Source organism: Pseudomonas sp. F8002, from assembly GCF_013385495.1.
In the GTDB taxonomy this organism is placed as follows: domain Bacteria; phylum Pseudomonadota; class Gammaproteobacteria; order Pseudomonadales; family Pseudomonadaceae; genus Aquipseudomonas.
In genome coordinates this window covers 34,301-51,406 of the sequence record NZ_JACAPW010000032.1, presented here as the reverse complement: position 1 = coordinate 51,406, position 17,106 = coordinate 34,301, and the positions used below count along the sequence as shown (strand labels likewise).

The following is a 17,106-nucleotide window of genomic DNA, read 5'->3' as shown; positions in this document are numbered from 1 at the left end:
CTCATCGCGGGCAAGCCCGGCTCCCACATTTGGATCGTCGCAAGCCTTGAACTGATCAACAGGCAATAAAAAAGCCCCGACTCGCAAGAGCCGGGGCTTTTTGGTGGTGCGCTACAACGGCTTAGCCGTTGAACACATCATCCACGCTTTGCAGCGGGTAGTTCTTCGGATACGGCAGGGTGGCCACACCCGTCTCGATTGCGGCTTTGGCCACGGCATCGGAGATCAGGGTGATCAGGCGTTTGTCCATTGGTTTCGGGATGATGTACTCACGACCGAATTCCAGCTTGATGCCGCCGTAGGCGTCGCACACTTCCTGAGGAACCGGCAGCTTGGCCAGTTCGCGCAGGGCGTTGGCGGCCGCGACTTTCATCTCTTCGTTGATGCGCTTGGCGCGAACGTCCAGGGCACCACGGAAGATGAACGGGAAGCCCAGTACGTTGTTGACCTGGTTCGGGTAGTCCGAACGGCCGGTGGCCATGATCACGTCGTTACGGGTGGCATGGGCCAGTTCCGGGGAGATTTCCGGATCCGGGTTGGAGCACGCGAACACGATCGGGTTGGCGGCCATGGACTTGAGGCCTTCGGCGCTCAGCAGGTTCGGGCCGGACAGGCCAACGAACACGTCTGCACCGTCCAGGGCGTCAGCCAGGGTACGCTTGGAGGACGGATGCGCGAACATCGCCTTGTACTGGTTCAGGTCGGTACGCTCGGACTGCACAACGCCCTTGCTGTCGACCATGTAGATGTTTTCCAGCTTGGCGCCCATGCTCACCAGCAACTTCATGCAAGAGATGGCCGCAGCGCCGGCGCCCAGGCAAACGATCTTGGCTTCGCCAAGGGTTTTGCCGGCGATTTCCAGGGCATTGATCATGCCGGCCGCGGTAACGATCGCGGTGCCGTGCTGGTCATCGTGGAATACCGGGATGTCGCACTGTTCGATCAGGGCCTTTTCGATCTCGAAGCACTCAGGTGCCTTGATGTCTTCCAGGTTGATGCCACCGAAGGTGATGGAGATGCGCTTGACGGTGTCGATGAAAGCCTGCGGGCTTTCGGAGTCCACTTCGATATCGAATACGTCAATGCCGGCGAAGCGCTTGAACAGCACGCCTTTACCTTCCATGACTGGCTTGGAAGCCAATGGGCCGAGGTTACCCAGGCCGAGGATCGCGGTGCCATCAGAGATCACTGCAACCAGGTTGCCTTTGCCGGTGTACTTGTAGGCCAGTTCAGGATCGCGGGCGATTTCACGTACGGGCTCGGCAACGCCAGGGCTGTAGGCCAGCGACAGGTCGCGGGCGGTGGCAGTGGCTTTGGTGAGCTCTACACTCAGCTTTCCTGGACGAGGATGGGCATGATATTCGAGAGCGGCAGTTTTCAAATCAGACATATCGGCATTCCGCTTTTACTGTTGGTCGACGGACCGCCGAGGATACGCGTGTCGCAAAGTCCCCACAAGACTGGGCAGTCACAGGTGTCAAGGGCCCTGCCCTACGACTTTTGGCCAAGAGCCACGGGATACAAGGGCTCAACTGTTCACAATCGACCTGAAAAATGTCTACAATTTTTTCTTACGGCGCCTGCTCGAGCATGCCGGGATCGGTCAGTGGCAACAGCCAGCGTGCCTGGCCCTTTTCCAGGCCGCCGCGTCGGTAGCGGTCCAGCACCCAGCCGCGGGCTTCGATGGACTGGCCCTGCAAACCCTTCAACAGCACACTGTCGAACGTGGCCACCTGATTGGGCGCAATGCGTAATACCAGTGAGCCCTGCAACTCGATCCAGACTCCGCCGCGATTGCGTTCGATTTTGCTCACTCGGCCGCTGACCACCGCAAAGCCCGAGCGCCGGATCTTCGCCGCATCGACCACCGGTGACCGGCGCCACACCCCCAGCCGGGCCTGCCGGGCGCTGCGTTCGGCGGCTTGCTGGCAGGCCACCAGTTCCACGTTCGGCGCGACGGCCACCTGGAAGCCAAGGCCTTCGGCGAGCAACTGTGCCTCCAGATTTGCTCCATTGGCACCGTAGAGATGGGCCAGGGTGCGGCCGTAACGGTCCTTGCTCTCCCGTCCGGGCACCACGCCAACGCGCCCACCGCTCGCGTCCACAAGACTTTGCAGGCGCTCGCGAGCAGCCACGGCGAAGGGCTCATCAGTGCGCCCCTGCTTGCCGGTTTCCGGGGCATTGACGCCGATCATGCGTATGCTGCGGCCGTCCTTGAGGCGCACGGTGTCACCATCCACTACCCGCTGCACGTCGAAGGTCGCGACATCGCCGGGCGCCGGGCAGAACACCTCGGCCTGGGCGGGCGCCAGCCAAATCGCAGACACAAAAAAGGCGCCCACGAGGGACGCCTTTTTCATCAGCGAGGACAAGCCATACAGGCCATCCAAGCGAACCAGCCTTACTCGGCTTTAGGAGCAGCTTTAGCGCCGAAAGCACCGAAGCGGGTCTTGAAGCGGTCAACACGGCCGCCAACATCCAGAGTCTTCTGCTTACCGGTGTAGAACGGGTGGCACTCGTTGCACACGTCGATTGGCAGAGCTTTGCCGAAAGTCGAACGGGTTTCGAACTTGTTACCGCAGCTGCAGGTAACGTCGATGGCAACATAGTTTGGATGGATATCGGCTTTCATGGTGTATTCCTCAGGCTAGCGTGCCGCCAATCAACACTATTGTTGAATACCGCACGTAATTAGGCCGCGGATTCTACCAGACCTTTTTAAACGCGCAAGAAGCACTACGGCCCCTTTCATCAGAAAAGCACGGCATACACAAGGTCCTGTGGGAGCCGGGCTTGCCCGCGATGCAGGCGCCGCGGTGCCTCAGGTGCACCGTGTCGATACTATCGCGGGCAAGCCCGGCTCCCACATCCACCGCTGGTCTGCTAGGCTCCCGCCCTTCTTCGCCGCCCGTCATATGAGAACCCCCGCGTGCCCGACGCCATTTTGCGCCTCGCCCTGCCCTCGCCCCTGCGCCGCCTGTTCGATTATCGGGCCCCTGCCGGCGTATTGCGGTCGCAGTTGCAGCCCGGCATGCGCGTACGGGTACCGTTTGGCCGGCGGGAGATGATCGGCATCCTGGTGGAGGTCGCCGATCACAGCGAAGTGCCCGCCGAGAAGCTCAAGCCCGCCGTGGCCATCCTCGACAGCACGCCGCCGCTGCCGCCCGCACTGTTCAAACTGTGCCTGTGGACCTCGCAGTATTACCAGCACAGCCTCGGCGACACCTTGAGCTGGGCGCTGCCGGTGCTGTTGCGCCAGGGCGAACTGGCCGAGGCGCGTCAGGAGCGTTTCTGGTCGATGGTCCCGGGGGCGCGCATGGACGACCCGCGCATCGCCCGCGCCCCGCGCCAGCGTGAAGCCCTGGCAACCCTGGCCCAGCATCCCCACGGCGTCGCCCATCAGCTGTTAAGCAAGTTGATGCTGAGCAAGGACAGCCTGGATTTGCTACTCGCCAAAGGCCTGGTGCAAGTGGAAATCCGCAAGCACGCCCCCGGCGAGCGCCACGAACACTGGCTGGCCCAGCCGGAACTGCCGCTCAACCCCGAACAACGCGCCGCCTATGAAGCGATTCGCGCCGGTTTCGACAGTTTCCACGCGTTCCTGCTGGCGGGCGTCACCGGCAGCGGCAAGACCGAAGTCTATTTGCAACTGATCCGCGAAACCCTCGAAGCCGGCAAACAGGCACTGGTGCTGATCCCCGAGATCAACCTCGGCCCGCAAACCCTGGCGCGTTTCGAGCAGCGTTTCAACGCGCGCATCGCCCTGGTGCACTCGGCGGTCAACGACCGCGAGCGCCTGGAATCCTGGCTCGCCGCCCGGGACGGTGAGGCCGACATTATTATCGGCACCCGTTCGGCGCTGTTCACCCCGATGAAAAATCCCGGGCTGATCATCATCGACGAAGAACACGACGGCTCCTATAAACAGCAGGAAGGCCTGCGCTACCACGCCCGCGACCTGGCGCTGGTGCGCGCCCGCCAGGAAAACATCCCGATTGTGCTGGGCTCGGCCACGCCTTCCCTGGAAAGCCTGCACAACGCCTACACCGGGCGCTACGGCCTGCTGCGCCTGAACGAGCGGGCCGGCGGCGCCAAGCAGCCACGCTTCCTGCGCCTGGACGTGAAAAGTCGCCCGCTGGACAGCGGCATTTCCGGGCCGATGCAACAAGCCATCGGGCAAACCCTCGCGGCGGGCCAGCAAGTGCTGGTGTTCCTCAACCGCCGGGGTTTTGCGCCGACGCTGCTGTGCCACGACTGCGGCTGGATGTCCGAGTGCAATCGCTGCGATGCGCGAATGACCGTGCACCAGCGCTCCGGCGAGTTGCGCTGCCATCACTGCGGCCATGTGGAACGGGTGCCGCGGCACTGCCCGCAGTGCGGCAAAGTCGACTTGCGACCGGTGGGTGCGGGCACCGAGCGCGCCGAAGAACGACTGGGCATCCTGTTCCCGGATTACCCGGTGCTGCGGGTCGACCGCGACAGCACCTCGCGCAAGGACGCGATGAATCAGTTGTTCGCAACGATCCAGAAGGGCCAGCCGTGCATTCTGGTGGGCACGCAGATGCTTGCCAAAGGGCATCACTTCCCACGGGTGACCCTGGTGTCGATCCTGGATGCCGACGGCGGGCTGTTCTCCGGGGATTTTCGCGCCAGCGAGCGCATGGCGCAGTTGATCGTGCAGGTCGCAGGCCGGGCCGGGCGGGCCGAAGAGCCGGGCAAGGTGATCATCCAGACGCACCTGGCCGACCACCCGCTGCTGATTCAACTGACAGAACAAGGCTACTTTGCCTTCGCCGAACAGGCCTTGAGCGAGCGACGCTCGGCAGGTCTGCCACCGTTTGCGCATCTGGCGCTGCTGCGGGCCGAAGCGCACAAGCCGGGGCAGGCCGAAGGTTTCCTGGATGAAGCGTGCAGCGAGGCTGAACGTTTGCTGGGGGAACTGGGTCTGACCGGCATCGAGCTATTGGGCCCGGTGCCAGCACCGATGGAACGCCGCGCCGGGCGTTACCGCGCCCAGCTACTCTTGCAAGCCAGCGCCCGCGCGCCGCTGCATCGTTTATTAAGCAGCTGGTTACTTGCGCTGGAGCAAATGCCCAGTGGTCGCCAGGTGAGATGGTCGCTGGACGTAGACCCGGTAGATTTGTACTAACCCCCTGTGGCGAGGGAGCTTGCTCCCGCTGGGCTGCGTAGCAGCCCCAAAAAAGCCGGGAGCGCTACGCACTCCAGCGGGAGCAAGCTCCCTCGCCAGAGCAAGCTCCCTCGCCACAGGTTAATCGTCCGTCAAGGTCCCGCGAAGGTTGGCAAGCCCGCCCTCGCCACGGATAATGCCCAGTTTTTCCACCTGCGCATCGCGCGCCACCGCTTGCGGTCGAAAGAGAACACCATGAAAGACACCATTCGCCAGCTGATCCAACAAGCCCTCACCCAACTCGTCAACGAAGGTGTGTTGCCTGAAGGCCTGACGCCGGCGATCCAGGTGGAAAATACCCGCGACAAGACCCACGGTGATTTCGCCAGCAACATCGCGATGATGCTGGCCAAGCCGGCCGGCCTGAAGCCGCGCGACCTGGCGGAAAAAATCATCGCCGCGCTGCCGGCCGACCCGCAGGTGACCAAGGCTGAAATCGCCGGCCCAGGCTTCATCAACTTCTTCCAGAACACCCAGGCCCTGGCTTCGCGCCTGGACGCGGCCCTGGCCGACGCGAAAATCGGCGTGCGCAAGGCCGGCCCGGCACAGCGCGTGGCCATCGACCTGTCGGCACCGAACCTGGCCAAGGAAATGCACGTGGGCCACCTGCGCTCCACCATCATCGGTGACGGCGTGGCGCGGGTCCTGGAGTTCCTCGGCGATGACGTGATCCGCCAGAACCACGTGGGCGATTGGGGTACCCAGTTCGGCATGTTGATGGCCTATCTGCAGGAAAACCCGATCACCAGCAACGAGCTGTCGGACCTGGAGAACTTCTACCGCGCCGCCAAGAAGCGTTTCGACGAATCCGAAGAATTCGCCGACCGCGCCCGTGGCCTGGTGGTCAAGCTGCAAGCCGGCGATGCCGAATGCCTGGAACTGTGGGGCCGCTTCCGCGAGATCTCGCTGTCCCACTGCCAGGAAATCTACGAGCTGCTCAACGTCAAATTGACCATGGCCGACGTGATGGGCGAAAGCGCCTACAACGACGACCTGATCAACGTGGTCAACGACCTCAAGGCCAAGGGCCTGCTGGTTGAAAGCAACGGCGCGCAGTGCGTGTTCCTCGAAGAATTCAAGACCGCCGATGGCGACCCGCTGCCGGTGATCATCGTCAAGGCCGATGGCGGCTACCTCTACGCCACCACCGACCTGGCCGCCGTGCGCTACCGCAGCGGCGTGCTGAAAGCCGACCGTGCCCTGTATTTCGTTGACCAGCGCCAGGCCCTGCACTTCCAGCAAGTGTTTGAAGTGGCGCGCCGCGCCGGTTTCGTGACCCACCCGATGCAGATGGAACACATGGGCTTCGGCACCATGAACGGCGCCGATGGCCGCCCGTTCAAGACCCGTGACGGCGGCACCGTGAAGCTGATCGACCTGCTGAACGAAGCCCAGGACCGCGCCTACAACCTGGTGAAGGAAAAGAACCCGGAGCTGGCCGAAGCCGACCTGCGCAACATCGCCCGCGTGGTGGGGATTGGCGCGGTGAAATACGCCGACCTGTCCAAGCACCGCACCAGCGACTACAGCTTCAACTTCGAACTGATGCTCAACTTCGAAGGCAACACTGCGCCGTACCTGCTGTATGCCTACACGCGGGTGGCCGGTGTGTTCCGCAAGCTGGGCAAGGACTTCAGCGAAGTCGAAGGCCAGATCAACCTTGAGGCGCCACACGAGCAGGAACTGGCCGCCAAGCTCGCGCAATTCGGCGAAGTGCTGAACAGCGTCGGCGAAAAAGGCACACCGCACATCCTCTGCACCTATTTGTACGAAGTCGCCGGTTTGTTCTCCAGCTTCTACGAGAACTGCCCGATCCTGACCGCAGACGACGAAGCCCAAAAGCAGAGCCGCCTGCGCCTCGCCGCACTGGCAGGACGGACCCTCAAGCAAGGCCTGGAATTGTTGGGCCTGGAAACTCTGGAGCGTATGTAAGTTGGCTGCCAAGAAAAAACCTGCACCCAAGCGCGGCGCCAGCCGCTACCAGGCACCGGCGAAGAAACCTATTCCGGGCTGGTTGTGGATGGCCATCGGCCTGACGGTCGGCGCGTTTGTGGTATTCCTGATGAAGCTCGACCCGGGCAAGGGCGATGACGTCAAACGGGTCAAGCAAGAACAGCAGAAGGCCACGAAAATGGCCGAGGCGAACAAGACACCGCCTAGCCCGACTGCGCCGGTGAAGCCGAAATACGACTTCTACACGCTGCTGCCGGAATCGGAAGTGATCGTGCCGCCGGACGCCGTGCCGGAGAAAACCCTGCCGACGCCGCAGCCGGTGCCGACTACGCCGGTTACCCCGGCGGAAGCAGCGAAGATCGACACGGCCCGGGCCCAGGCTGCGCTGGCCGGGATTACCCCGCCGCCACCGCCGCCGGTTGCCACCACCAAGGCCGCGCCGGTGACCAAGTTCTTCCTGCAGGCGGGCTCGTTCCCGAAACAGGCGGATGCGGACCGTGTGCGCGCGCAGATTATTTTGCTGGGACAGGCGGTGACGGTGGAGTCCGGGACGGTTAAGGATGCGACCTGGTATCGCGTGCTGGTGGGGCCGTTCAGCAACCGTGAACAGCTGACCGTGGCGCAGAAGCAACTGGCCGGCGCCGGGTTTAGCAACCTGTTGTTACAACAACGCCAGAGCCGCTGATTCCGGAAACAGCATCGGGTTAATGTGGGAGCGGGCTTGCTCGCGAATGCGGTAGATCAGTCAATATTTTAGGTGACTGACACACCGCATTCGCGAGCAAGCCCGCTCCCACATTTGATTTTCATCGGCCTCAGGACCGAGTCCGACACATAAACACCACTCGTCCGCCCTCCCGTCCTACAGTTGAAATCCCCCCCGCCACCCCCATATGAGTTCCATCAGGGCATTTTCGCCCCGCAGCGTGGAGACTCTCCCCTTGACCACCATCGTTTCAGTTCGCCGCCACGGCAAAGTCGTCATGGGCGGCGACGGCCAGGTTTCACTTGGCAATACCGTGATGAAAGGCAACGCGAAAAAAGTCCGTCGCCTGTACCACGGCCAGGTCCTCGCCGGTTTTGCCGGCGCCACCGCTGACGCCTTTACCCTGTTCGAGCGCTTTGAAGGCCAACTTGAGAAGCACCAGGGCCACCTGGTCCGTGCCGCCGTCGAGCTCGCCAAAGAATGGCGCACCGACCGCTCCCTCAGCCGCCTGGAAGCCATGCTGGCCGTCGCCAACAAAGACGCCTCGCTGATCATCACCGGCAACGGCGACGTGGTTGAACCCGAAGAAGGCCTGATCGCCATGGGCTCCGGTGGCGGCTACGCACAAGCGGCGGCCAGCGCCCTGCTGAAGAAAACCGACCTGTCGGCCCGGGAAATCGTCGAGACTGCCCTGGGTATCGCTGGCGACATCTGTGTCTTCACCAACCACAACCTGACCATTGAGGAGCAGGACCTCGCCGAATAAGCCGCAGGCTTATTCCCGCTTGAGGACCGCCAATTACTATGTCCATGACTCCCCGCGAAATCGTCCATGAACTCAATCGCCATATCATCGGCCAGGACGATGCCAAGCGCGCCGTTGCCATCGCCCTGCGTAACCGCTGGCGCCGGATGCAACTGCCCGAAGAATTGCGCGTTGAAGTAACCCCCAAGAACATCCTGATGATCGGCCCGACCGGTGTCGGTAAAACCGAGATCGCCCGGCGCCTGGCCAAGTTGGCCAATGCTCCGTTCATCAAGGTCGAAGCCACCAAGTTCACCGAAGTGGGCTATGTGGGCCGTGACGTCGAGTCGATCATTCGTGACCTGGCCGACGCTGCCCTGAAGCTGCTGCGCGAACAGGAAATGACCAAGGTCAGCCATCGCGCCGAAGACGCCGCTGAAGAACGCATCCTCGACGCCTTGCTGCCACCGGCACGCATGGGCTTCAACGAAGACGCCGCGCCAAGCTCGGATTCCAATACCCGCCAGCTGTTCCGCAAGCGCCTGCGTGAAGGTCAGCTGGACGACAAGGAAATCGAGATCGAAGTCGCCGAAGTGTCCGGTGTCGACATCTCCGCACCGCCTGGCATGGAAGAAATGACCAGCCAGTTGCAGAACCTGTTCGCCAACATGGGCAAGGGCAAGAAGAAAAGCCGCAAGCTCAAGGTGAAGGAAGCGCTGAAACTGGTGCGCGACGAAGAAGCCGGGCGCCTGGTCAATGAGGAAGAACTCAAGGCCAAGGCCCTGGAAGCGGTCGAGCAGCACGGCATCGTGTTCATCGACGAGATCGACAAGGTGGCCAAGCGCGGCAATTCCGGCGGCGTCGACGTGTCCCGCGAAGGCGTGCAGCGCGACCTGCTGCCGCTGATCGAAGGCTGCACCGTCAACACCAAGCTGGGCATGGTCAAGACCGACCACATCCTGTTTATCGCATCCGGTGCGTTCCACCTGAGCAAGCCGAGCGACCTGGTGCCGGAGCTGCAAGGCCGCCTGCCGATTCGCGTTGAGCTGAAAGCCCTGACGCCAGGCGACTTCGAACGCATCCTCAGCGAGCCGCATGCGTCGCTGACCGAGCAATACCGCGAATTGCTTAAAACCGAAGGCTTGGGCATTGAGTTCCTGCCGGACGGTATCAAGCGTCTGGCGGAGATTGCCTGGCAGGTCAACGAGAAGACCGAGAACATCGGTGCCCGTCGCTTGCACACCCTGCTTGAGCGCCTGCTGGAGGAAGTGTCCTTCAGTGCCGGCGACATGGCGGGCGCGCAGAATGGCGAAGCAATCAAGATCGACGCCGACTACGTCAACAGCCACCTGGGCGAATTGGCGCAGAACGAAGATCTGTCTCGTTATATCCTGTAAGCCTCACGCAGGAACCGCTCTGCTTTAATGTGGGAGCGGGCTTGCTCGCGAATGCGGTGGGTCAGTTTATGCAACGGTGACTGACCCACCGCATTCGCGAGCAAGCCCGCTCCCACAGTTTAAAGCCGGTTCCTTCAGGATCATCTCTGAGCGGTTCCCCAAATGACCAAACTGCCTACCGCCATCAACCTGCACAAAGCCTCCAGGACCCTGGGCCTCACCTACGGTCCCGACGAGGTGTATCAACTGCCCGCCGAATTCCTTCGCGTGCACTCCCCCTCCGCCGAGGTCCAGGGCCACGGCAAACCGATCCTGCAATTCGGCAAGCTCAATGTCGGCTTGACCAAGATCGAACCCGCCGGCCAATACGCACTGAAATTGACCTTCGACGATGGCCATGACAGCGGATTGTTCACCTGGGACTACCTCTATCAACTTGCCGTGCGTCAGGACGCGCTGTGGGCTGACTATCTTGCCGAGCTGAAAGCCGCCGGAAAAACCCGCGACCCGAGCCAGTCGGTCGTACGGCTGATGCTCTAGCCCAGGCCTCTTGCTCATTAGTGGGCATTTTCTAATTCCATCTGCTTGAATGCCCCTCTGTCGTGGCCAACGATTGGCCCGCTTGCGAAAAAAATTAAACTCGGGTAACCAATGGAACTGGCAAGTTCCCTGCATTTGACGATGCGGTATTAACGGTCACCCGAGCAGTAGTACCAGGCTGTGCTGTGTGGCAAGTAGTGGTACACAGCGGTACCCGGTACTCGTCTGTCGGACAATGGAGCGTCGTAGATGAGTAACAAGAACAACGATGACTTGAAACGCCAGGCCTCGGAAAACACCCTGGGGCTGAACCCGATCATCGCGTTACGGAAAAAGGATTTACTGGCATCCGCTCGGATGGTGCTGACCCAGGCCATCAAACAACCGTTGCACAGCGTCAAGCATGTCGCCCATTTCGGCGTCGAATTGAAGAACGTGGTGTTCGGCAAATCACAGCTGACACCCGAGGCCGACGACCGTCGTTTCAACGACCCGGCGTGGACCCAGAACCCGCTCTACAAACGTTACCTGCAAACCTACCTGGCGTGGCGCAAGGAGCTGCACGACTGGATCGGTGACAGCAACCTGTCGGAACACGACATCAGCCGCGGCCACTTCGTCATCAACCTGATGACCGAGGCCATGGCGCCCACCAACAGCGCAGCCAACCCGGCGGCGGTCAAACGCTTCTTTGAAACCGGCGGCAAGAGCCTGCTGGATGGCCTGTCCCACCTGGCCAAGGACATGGTGCACAATGGCGGCATGCCGAGCCAGGTCAACATGGGCGCCTTTGAAGTGGGCAAGAGCCTGGGCACCACCGAAGGCGCCGTGGTGTTTCGCAACGATGTGCTGGAGCTGATCCAATACCGGCCGATCACCGAGCAGGTGCACGAACGTCCGCTGCTGGTGGTGCCGCCGCAGATCAACAAGTTCTATGTATTCGACCTGAGCCCGGACAAGAGCCTGGCGCGCTTCTGCCTGCGCAATAACCAGCAGACGTTTATCGTCAGTTGGCGCAACCCGACCAAGGCCCAGCGCGAGTGGGGCCTGTCGACCTACATCGAGGCGCTGAAAGAAGCGGTCGATGTGGTGAGCGCGATCACCGGCAGCAAAGACATCAACATGCTCGGCGCCTGCTCCGGCGGCATCACCTGCACCGCCCTGCTGGGCCACTACGCGGCGCTGGGCGAGAAGAAGGTCAACGCCCTGACCCTGCTGGTGAGCGTGCTGGACACGACCCTGGACACCCAGGTGGCGTTGTTCGTCGACGAACAGACCCTGGAAGCAGCCAAGCGCCATTCCTACCAGGCCGGTGTGCTGGAAGGCCGCGACATGGCCAAGGTGTTTGCCTGGATGCGCCCCAATGACCTGATCTGGAACTACTGGGTCAACAACTACCTGCTGGGCAACGAGCCACCGGTGTTCGACATCCTGTTCTGGAACAACGACACCACCCGCTTGCCGGCCGCGTTCCATGGCGACCTGATCGAACTGTTCAAGAACAATCCCTTGGTGCGGGCCAATGCCCTGGAAGTGTGCGGCACGCCGATCGACCTGAAGCAGGTCACTGCCGATATTTATTCTTTGGCCGGCACCAACGACCACATCACACCGTGGCAGTCCTGCTACAAGTCGGCGCAGCTGTTTGGCGGCAAGGTGGAGTTTGTGCTGTCCAGCAGCGGGCATATCCAGAGCATTCTGAACCCGCCGGGCAATCCCAAATCGCGTTACCAGACCAGCGATACGATGCCGGGCAAGGCCCTGGACTGGCAGGAGAACGCCACCAAGCACACCGATTCGTGGTGGTTGCATTGGCAGGCGTGGCAGGCGGAGCGGTCGGGCAAATTGAAGAAGGCGCCTGCGAACCTGGGCAACAAGACTTATGCAGCGGCGGAAGCGGCGCCGGGCACTTATGTACATGAACGATAAAGCACACACACTTTTGTGACTGGAACGGTATCAACTGTGGGAGCGGGCTTGCTCGCGAAGGGGGTGTGTCAGTTGATGCATCTAGAGACGGATTCACCGCCTTCGCGAGCAAGCCCGCTCCCACACTGACCGAGTTCCGACAGGGAATAGCGCGCCACTTTGCAGGGTAAGCCCATGCCGCAACCGTTCATCTTCCGTACCATCGACCTGGATGGCCAAGCCATCCGCACGGCGGTACGCCCGGGCAAGCCTCACTTGACGCCGCTGCTGATTTTCAATGGCATCGGCGCCAACCTTGAGCTGGTGTTTCCGTTCGTCCAGGCCCTGGACCCGGACCTGGAAGTGATTGCCTTTGATGTGCCAGGCGTCGGCGGATCGTCGACCCCCAGCCGCCCTTATCGCTTTCCCGGCCTGGCCAAACTCACCGCGCGCATGCTCGACTACCTGGACTATGGCCAGGTCAACGCGGTGGGCGTTTCCTGGGGCGGCGCGCTGGCGCAGCAGTTCGCCTATGACTATCCGGAACGCTGCAAGAAGCTGATTCTGGCCGCCACCGCCGCCGGTGCCTTCATGGTGCCGGGCAAGCCGAAGGTCTTGTGGCTGATGGCCAGCCCCCGGCGTTATATCCAACCGTCCCACGTGGTGCGCATTGCACCGATGATCTACGGCGGCTCCTTCCGTCGGGATTCGAAACTGGCCGCCGAACACGCGAGCAAAGTGCGTTCGGCGGGCAAGCTGGGTTACTACTGGCAACTGTTCGCCGGGCTTGGCTGGACCAGCATCCACTGGCTGCACAAGATCAAGCAGCCGACCCTGGTGCTGGCCGGCGACGACGACCCACTGATCCCGCTGATCAACATGCGCATGCTGGCCTGGCGCATTCCCAACGCCCAACTGCACATCATCGACGACGGCCATCTGTTCCTGATTACCCGGGCCGAGGCCGTGGCGCCGATCATCATGAAGTTTCTCCAGGAAGAACGCCTGAGGGCGGTGATTCACCCGCAACCCGCACTTTAGACGGCGGCGGTCAGGACGACCGCGCCGCGCAACTTGGCCAGAACCGACTATGGTTCTGAATTGGCGTGCTTGTTGATGGCTTGACGAAGGAGTGTTGGCGCATGCGAGAAAGACCCGTATCGAACCCGGTGCCCACACCCGCCGCGTTCATCAATATTGAAAGTGCGATCACCGGCCTGCGCGGCCGGGATTTGCTCTCGACCCTGCGCAGCGTCGCCGCACACGGCTTGCGCAATCCGGTGCACACCGCCCGCCACGCCTTGAAGTTGGGCGGGCAATTGGGCCGCGTGCTGCTCGGGGAAACGGTGCACGAGCCGAACCCGAAGGACAGCCGCTTCGCCGACCCGACCTGGCAGCTCAACCCGTTTTATCGGCGCAGCCTGCAAGCCTACCTGAGCTGGCAAAAACAGACCCGCCACTGGATCGACGACAGCAACCTCAGCGCCGACGACCGGGCGCGGGCGCACTTTGCCTTTGCCCTGCTCAACGATGCGGTGTCGCCATCCAACACCCTGCTCAACCCGCTGGCGATCAAGGAGCTGCTCAACTCCGGCGGCAACAGCGTGGTGCGTGGCGTCAGCAACCTGTTCGACGACCTGCTGCACAACAACGGCTTGCCGCGCCAGGTCACCAAGCAGGCCTTTGAAGTCGGCAAGACGGTGGCCACCACACCCGGTTCGGTGGTGTTTCGCAATGAACTGCTGGAGCTGATCCAGTACAAGCCCATGAGCGAAAAACAGTACGCCAAGCCGCTGCTGGTGGTGCCGCCGCAAATCAACAAGTACTACATTTTCGACCTGAGCCCGAACAACAGCTTCGTCCAGTTCGCCCTGAAAAATGGCCTGCAAGTGTTTATGGTCAGCTGGCGCAACCCGGATGTACGCCACCGGGAATGGGGCTTGTCCACCTACGTTGCGGCTTTGGAAGAAGCGCTGAACGTAACCCGCGCAATCACCGGCGCCCGTGAGGTCAACCTGATGGGCGCCTGCGCCGGTGGCCTGACCATCGCCGCGCTGCAAGGCCATCTGCAGGCCAAGCGCCAGCTGCGCCGAATCTCCAGCGCCAGCTACCTGGTGAGCCTGCTGGACAGCCAGATCGACAGCCCCGCCACCCTGTTCGCCGACGAACAGACGCTGGAAGCCGCCAAGCGCCGCTCTTACCAGCAAGGCGTACTCGACGGCCGGGACATGGCCAAGGTATTCGCCTGGATGCGTCCCAACGACCTGATCTGGAACTACTGGATCAACAATTACCTGCTGGGCAAGGAACCGCCGGCCTTCGACATCCTGTACTGGAACAACGACAACACCCGCCTGCCCGCCGCGCTGCATGGCGACTTGCTGGACTTCTTCAAGCACAACCCGCTGAGCCACCCCGGCGGCCTGGAGGTATGCGGCACGCCTGTCGACTTGCAGAAGGTGACGGTGGACAGTTTCAGCGTAGGCGGCATCAACGACCACATCACGCCGTGGGACGCGGTGTACCGCGCCACCCAGCTGCTGGGCGGCGACAAGCGCTTCATTCTGTCCAACAGCGGGCATGTCCAGAGCATCCTCAACCCGCCGGGCAACCCCAAGGCCAACTACGTCGAGAACCTCAAGCTGAGCAGCGACCCGCGCGCCTGGTACTACGACGCCAATCATGTCGAGGGCAGCTGGTGGCCCAACTGGCTGGCGTGGATCCAGCAGCGCTCCGGTGTGCAGCGCGAAACACTGACCGCCCTGGGCAACCAGAATTACCCACCGATGGAAGCGGCGCCGGGCACCTATGTGCGAGTCCGCTGAGCCCCACGACGACTTTAAGAAGACTGGATGAAGACCCGCGACCGTATCCTTGAATGTGCCTTGCAGTTGTTCAACCACAAGGGCGAGCCGAACGTGTCGACCATGGAGGTGGCCAATGAAATGGGGATCAGCCCCGGCAATCTCTATTACCACTTCCATGGCAAGGAACCGTTGGTGCTCGGGCTGTTCGAGCGCTTTCAAAACGAATTGGCGCCGTTGCTCGATCCGCCGGAAGACGCACAACTGGCGGCCGAGGATTACTGGCTGTTCCTGCACCTGATCGTGGAGCGCATGGCGCACTATCGGTTTCTGTTCCAGGACCTGTCGAACCTGGCGGGCCGCTTGCCGAAACTGGCCAAGGGCATCCGCAACCTGCTGACGGCGCTCAAGCGCACGCTGGCCTCGTTGCTGGCCCGCCTCAAGACGGATGGGCAACTGGTCAGTGAAACCCAGGCGCTGGGGCAGTTGGTGGAACAGATCACCATGACCTTGCTGTTTTCCCTGGACTACCAGCGGATTCTCGACCGAGAAGGTGAGGTGCGGGTGGTGGTGTACCAGATCATGATGCTGGTGGCCCCGCATCTGCTGATGCCGGCGAGGCTGGCGACAGAGAGGTTGGCGCTGCGTTACCTGGACGACGCGGACTAAAATGTGGGAGCGGGCTTGCTCGCGAAAGCGGAGTGTCAGTCAATACATGTGTGACTGATCCACCGCTTTCGCGAGCAAGCCCGCTCCCACATTGGATTTGTGTTGTCCTGTAGATTCCATAAAAAACGCCCGACCTTCGCAGGCCGGGCGTTTTTATGTGTCCCGTAAAAATCAGGACTGACTGGTAGGCGTCGGGCTTGCCGGCGTTGCAGTCGGGGTAGCAGCAGGCGTCGGTGGCGTGACCGAGTTGGTCGCCGGCGCTGCAGTTGCAGGCTTGGCCGCTACCGCTGGCTTCGGCGCTGCTGGCTTTTTGGCTACGGCCGGCTTCTTCGCCGCAGCCGGTTTTGCAGCTGGCTTGGCCGCTGCAGGTTTTGCAGCCGCAGGCTTGGCGGCGGGTTTGGCAGCAACCGGCTTGGCTGCAGGTTTCGCAGCGGCTGGCTTGGCAGCAGGCTTCGCTGCAGCAGGTTTGGCGGCAGCGGTTTTCGCCGCTGGCTTGGCTGCTGCTTTTGCTGCCGGCTTGGCTGCAGGTTTCGCCGCAGGTTTTGCAGCTGCTTTAGCGGCCACTGGTTTAGCGGCAGGCTTGGCGGCCGGTTTAGCCGCTGCGGTTTTCGCCGCAGGCTTGGCAGCCGATTTTGCAGCAGCTTTGGCCGGCGCCTTGGCGGCGGGCTTGGCTGCCGGTTTGGCGGCGGCCTTGACCAGCGGTTTAGCGGCGGTTTTAGCAGCAGGCTTGGCCGCTGCAGTTTTTGCGGCAGGCTTGGCAGCCGGTTTAGCCGCTGCAGTTTTAGCCGCAACTGGCGCAGCTTTAAGGCCAGTGAGTTTTTCGATTTGCCTGGTCAAGGTATCGACCTTGCTGTGCAGCGCTTTCACTTCAGTACGGCTAGGTACGCCGAGTCGCGAAATGGCACTGTTCAGTCGCTTGTCAAAAGCCCCTTCCAGTTCGCCCCACTTGTCGCTGATACGTGATTTGGCAGAACCGGCGGAAGCCTTTGCCGCATCGACTTGTTTACCCACTGTGCTCTTGGTCAACTTCTCGGCCTTCTCGCCGTCCTTAACCAAAGTCTCGAAGTATTTACCGCCGTCACTGCTCACCTTCGAGTACACGCCTAAACCGGCCAGCCAGATCTTGCGGGAGTATTTTTCAACTTCCCCGATCCACGAGCTGCCTTCTTTATCAGTAGTCTTTTTACCAGCCATCC

Annotated in this window: 14 protein-coding genes; 10 read left to right on the top strand and 4 right to left on the bottom strand. The window is 61.8% G+C overall.

The features are described from left to right. Positions 1-121 precede the first annotated feature (121 nt). The 3 genes from HX811_RS22895 to rpmE all read right to left on the bottom strand — a co-directional run bounded on the left by HX811_RS22895 (position 122) and on the right by rpmE (position 2,632). A complete protein-coding gene (locus HX811_RS22895) occupies positions 122-1,390 on the bottom strand; it encodes a malic enzyme-like NAD(P)-binding protein (protein WP_102367939.1) in 1,269 nt (422 codons plus the stop codon). A gap of 181 nt (positions 1,391-1,571) precedes the next feature. Next, entirely contained in the window at positions 1,572-2,360 is a 789-nt protein-coding gene (locus tag HX811_RS22890; RefSeq protein ID WP_177047682.1) for a thermonuclease family protein, read from the bottom strand. A 41-nt stretch (positions 2,361-2,401) separates the two neighbouring features. Further along, on the bottom strand, positions 2,402-2,632 hold the full coding sequence (rpmE, locus tag HX811_RS22885) for a 50S ribosomal protein L31 (protein WP_003209330.1): 231 nt from the start codon (positions 2,630-2,632) through the stop codon (positions 2,402-2,404). Positions 2,633-2,929: 297 nt separating this feature from the next. On the opposite strand from rpmE, the gene HX811_RS22880 reads away from it, so the two are divergent. The 10 genes from HX811_RS22880 to HX811_RS22835 all read left to right on the top strand — a co-directional run bounded on the left by HX811_RS22880 (position 2,930) and on the right by HX811_RS22835 (position 15,910). Continuing rightward, positions 2,930-5,149, top strand: a complete 2,220-nt coding sequence (locus HX811_RS22880) for a primosomal protein N' (protein ID WP_008439257.1) — start codon at positions 2,930-2,932, stop codon at positions 5,147-5,149. Positions 5,150-5,383: 234 nt separating this feature from the next. After that, complete coding sequence (gene argS, locus HX811_RS22875) at positions 5,384-7,120, top strand: arginine--tRNA ligase (RefSeq protein WP_003209327.1); 1,737 nt, start codon at positions 5,384-5,386, stop codon at positions 7,118-7,120. A gap of 1 nt (position 7,121) precedes the next feature. Continuing rightward, positions 7,122-7,826 carry an SPOR domain-containing protein gene (locus HX811_RS22870; RefSeq protein ID WP_003209324.1) on the top strand — a complete coding sequence of 235 codons (705 nt, stop codon included), beginning with the start codon at positions 7,122-7,124 and terminating at the stop codon, positions 7,824-7,826. Positions 7,827-8,082: 256 nt separating this feature from the next. After that, positions 8,083-8,613 carry an ATP-dependent protease subunit HslV gene (gene hslV, locus HX811_RS22865; protein ID WP_003209323.1) on the top strand — a complete coding sequence of 177 codons (531 nt, stop codon included), beginning with the start codon at positions 8,083-8,085 and terminating at the stop codon, positions 8,611-8,613. 38 nt (positions 8,614-8,651) lie between these two features. Beyond that, positions 8,652-9,989 carry an ATP-dependent protease ATPase subunit HslU gene (hslU, locus tag HX811_RS22860; RefSeq protein WP_008439258.1) on the top strand — a complete coding sequence of 446 codons (1,338 nt, stop codon included), beginning with the start codon at positions 8,652-8,654 and terminating at the stop codon, positions 9,987-9,989. 162 nt (positions 9,990-10,151) lie between these two features. Continuing rightward, positions 10,152-10,529 carry a gamma-butyrobetaine hydroxylase-like domain-containing protein gene (locus HX811_RS22855; protein WP_003209319.1) on the top strand — a complete coding sequence of 126 codons (378 nt, stop codon included), beginning with the start codon at positions 10,152-10,154 and terminating at the stop codon, positions 10,527-10,529. A gap of 249 nt (positions 10,530-10,778) precedes the next feature. Then, entirely contained in the window at positions 10,779-12,458 is a 1,680-nt protein-coding gene (gene phaC / locus HX811_RS22850; protein ID WP_003209318.1) for a class II poly(R)-hydroxyalkanoic acid synthase, read from the top strand. 174 nt (positions 12,459-12,632) lie between these two features. After that, the gene (gene phaZ, locus HX811_RS22845; protein ID WP_003209316.1) at positions 12,633-13,478 is read left to right on the top strand and encodes a poly(3-hydroxyalkanoate) depolymerase; all 846 of its coding nucleotides are present in this window, start codon (positions 12,633-12,635) and stop codon (positions 13,476-13,478) included. Positions 13,479-13,579: 101 nt separating this feature from the next. Next, positions 13,580-15,262 carry a class II poly(R)-hydroxyalkanoic acid synthase gene (phaC, locus tag HX811_RS22840; protein ID WP_177047526.1) on the top strand — a complete coding sequence of 561 codons (1,683 nt, stop codon included), beginning with the start codon at positions 13,580-13,582 and terminating at the stop codon, positions 15,260-15,262. 27 nt (positions 15,263-15,289) lie between these two features. Further along, on the top strand, positions 15,290-15,910 hold the full coding sequence (locus HX811_RS22835; RefSeq protein WP_003209312.1) for a TetR/AcrR family transcriptional regulator: 621 nt from the start codon (positions 15,290-15,292) through the stop codon (positions 15,908-15,910). 171 nt (positions 15,911-16,081) lie between these two features. On the opposite strand, the gene HX811_RS22830 is transcribed toward HX811_RS22835, so the two are convergent. Next, positions 16,082-17,104 carry a phasin family protein gene (locus HX811_RS22830; protein ID WP_177047525.1) on the bottom strand — a complete coding sequence of 341 codons (1,023 nt, stop codon included), beginning with the start codon at positions 17,102-17,104 and terminating at the stop codon, positions 16,082-16,084. Positions 17,105-17,106 lie beyond the last annotated feature (2 nt).